Genomic DNA, 3,442 nt, shown 5'->3' on the forward strand with positions numbered 1-3,442 from the left:
TGGGGAAACCCATGTCCGAGCCCAGTTCTGTTGAAACCAAGGATGACCTAGCCGGTCGGATCTGGTGGAGGGGCTGGATGAGGTAGGAAGCTTGTCACTCTGGTCGTTTGTTGTTCGCTGTCCTTTTGGGCAGGGTCTGATGAATTACTGATGATCGTTGCCTGACCGCGCGATCCCGGATTTAATCTCGAGAAGCTGGTCTTAAAGATGGACTGCAAGCGAGCCGCTCGGCGTGGCTCCAATAAAGCAGATCCATCGAACACGTCGATGGCATCATGAGAAGGGCTGGTTGTAAAAGGTAACCGGTCCGTCATTCATTGGGTTTGCGCCTGATGATTGGCTATATTGATGAGCATTGGCAATGAGAACGATTAAGTGTCGTAAGGGCATTTGGTGGATGCCTTGGCATGCACAGGCGAAGAAGGACGTGATACGCTGCGATAAGCTGTGGGGAGCTGCGAATGAGCTTTGATCCATGGATCTCCGAATGGGGCAACCCACCTTAAATGCTTGGAAAATCCAAACTGAGTTTCGGCTCGGCTTGGGTTTCCAAGCATTGTGATAAGGTATCTAACTCTGAATACATAGGGGTTAGAAGCGAACGCAGGGAACTGAAACATCTAAGTACCTGCAGGAAAGGACATCAACCGAGACTCCGTAAGTAGTGGCGAGCGAACGCGGACCAGGCCAGTGGCAATGAGGAATAAAGCGGAACGGAATGGAAAGTCCGGCCGTAGCGGGTGATAGCCCCGTACGCGTAGAACACTCATTGTCCTTGAGTAGGGCGGGACACGTGAAATCCTGTCTGAACATGGGGAGACCACTCTCCAAGCCTAAGTACTCGTGCATGACCGATAGCGAACAAGTACCGTGAGGGAAAGGTGAAAAGCACCCCGACAAGGGGAGTGAAATAGAACCTGAAACCGGATGCCTACAAACAGTCGGAGGGCGCAAGCCTGACGGCGTACCTTTTGTATAATGGGTCAACGACTTAGTGTAACGAGCAAGCTTAAGCCGGTAGGTGGAGGCGTAGCGAAAGCGAGTCTGAATAGGGCGTTTTAGTTCGTTGCATTAGACCCGAAACCGAGTGATCTAGCCATGAGCAGGTTGAAGGTTGGGTAACACCAACTGGAGGACCGAACCCATATCTGTTGCAATAGATCGGGATGACTTGTGGCTAGGGGTGAAAGGCCAATCAAACTCGGAAATAGCTGGTTCTCCGCGAAATCTATTTAGGTAGAGCGTCGACCGAATACCCTCGGGGGTAGAGCACTGGATGGGCTATGGGGACTCACCGTCTTACTGATCCTAACCAAACTCCGAATACCGAGGAGTACTAGTCGGCAGACACACGGCGGGTGCTAACGTCCGTCGTGAAAAGGGCAACAACCCTGACCTCCAGCTAAGGTCCCCAAGTCATGGCTAAGTGGGAAAGGATGTGAGGATCCCAAAACAACCAGGATGTTGGCTTAGAAGCAGCCATCATTTAAAGAAAGCGTAACAGCTCACTGGTCTAAATAAGGGTCTTTGCGCCGAAAATGTAACGGGGCTAAAGCCATGCACCGAAGCTGAGGATGTGCAGTTTACTGCACGTGGTAGCGGAGCGTTCCGTAAGTCTGTGAAGGGGGATCCGTGAGGACCCCTGGAGATATCGGAAGTGCGAATGTTGACATGAGTAACGATAAAGAGGGTGAGAGACCCTCTCGCCGAAAGACCAAGGGTTCCTGCTTAAAGTTAATCTGAGCAGGGTTAGCCGGCCCCTAAGGCGAGGCAGAAATGCGTAGTCGATGGGAACCACGTTAATATTCGTGGGCCTGGTGGTAGTGACGGATCTCGTGTGTTGTACAGCCTTATTGGATTGGTTGTGCGGCGAAGAGGTTCCAGGAAATAGCTCCACCGTATAGACCGTACCCGAAACCGACACAGGTGGTCAGGTAGAGTATACCAAGGCGCTTGAGAGAACTATGTTGAAGGAACTCGGCAAATTGCACGCGTAACTTCGGAAGAAGCGTGACCCCTTTTTACGCAAGTATTTAGGGGTGGCACAGACCAGGGGGTAGCGACTGTTTATCAAAAACACAGGGCTCTGCGAAGTCGAAAGACGACGTATAGGGTCTGACGCCTGCCCGGTGCTGGAAGGTTAAAGGGAGGGGTGCAAGCTCTGAACTGAAGCCCCAGTAAACGGCGGCCGTAACTATAACGGTCCTAAGGTAGCGAAATTCCTTGTCGGGTAAGTTCCGACCTGCACGAATGGCGTAACGACTTCCCCGCTGTCTCCAACATAGACTCAGTGAAATTGAATTCCCCGTGAAGATGCGGGGTTCCTGCGGTCAGACGGAAAGACCCCGTGCACCTTTACTATAGCTTTACACTGGCATTCGTGTCGGCATGTGTAGGATAGGTGGTAGGCTTTGAAGCGGGGACGCCAGTTCTCGTGGAGCCATCCTTGAAATACCACCCTTATCGTCATGGATGTCTAACCGCGGCCCGTCATCCGGGTCCGGGACAGTGTATGGTGGGTAGTTTGACTGGGGCGGTCGCCTCCGAAAGAGTAACGGAGGCGCGCGATGGTGGGCTCAGACCGGTCGGAAATCGGTCGTCGAGTGCAATGGCATAAGCCCGCCTGACTGCGAGACTGACAAGTCGAGCAGAGACGAAAGTCGGTCATAGTGATCCGGTGGTCCCGCGTGGAAGGGCCATCGCTCAACGGATAAAAGGTACGCCGGGGATAACAGGCTGATGACCCCCAAGAGTCCATATCGACGGGGTTGTTTGGCACCTCGATGTCGGCTCATCGCATCCTGGGGCTGGAGCAGGTCCCAAGGGTTTGGCTGTTCGCCAATTAAAGCGGTACGTGAGCTGGGTTCAGAACGTCGTGAGACAGTTCGGTCCCTATCTGCCGTGGGTGTAGGAATATTGACAGGATCTGTCCCTAGTACGAGAGGACCGGGATGGACATATCTCTGGTGGACCTGTTGTCCTGCCAAGGGCATAGCAGGGTAGCTATATATGGAATGGATAACCGCTGAAGGCATCTAAGCGGGAAACCAACCTGAAAACGAGTGTTCCCTATCAGAGCCGTGGAAGACTACCACGTTGATAGGCCGGGTGTGGACGTGCAGTAATGCATGAAGCTTACCGGTACTAATAGCTCGATTGGCTTGATCGTTCTCATTGATCAATGCTCATCTGCCTGTCTAAGACAGGCGATGACGCAAAAGACGTGTTCAAAACAAACAGGGTAATCCCTGCCAGCTTCTCATCACATTGCCCTTAATTGACCTGGTGGTCATGGCGGGGCGGCCGCACCCGTTCCCATTCCGAACACGGCCGTGAAACGCCCCAGCGCCAATGGTACTTCGTCTTAAGACGCGGGAGAGTAGGTCGCTGCCAGGTCTATTAAAGGCAATGTAAACAATCTTCTCATCACGAAAACAAACGG

2 rRNA genes are annotated in these 3,442 nt (G+C 52.8%); both read left to right on the top strand.

The features are described 5' to 3' along the window. Window positions 1-369 precede the first annotated feature (369 nt). Window positions 370-3,169, top strand: a 23S ribosomal RNA gene (locus LH464_RS24110). A gap of 112 nt (window positions 3,170-3,281) precedes the next feature. Further along, window positions 3,282-3,396, top strand: a 5S ribosomal RNA gene (gene rrf, locus LH464_RS24115). The last annotated feature ends 46 nt before the right edge of the window (window positions 3,397-3,442 follow it).

It is taken from the genome of Pseudorhizobium xiangyangii, assembly GCF_020531965.1.
Lineage (GTDB): Bacteria > Pseudomonadota > Alphaproteobacteria > Rhizobiales > Rhizobiaceae > Neorhizobium > Neorhizobium xiangyangii.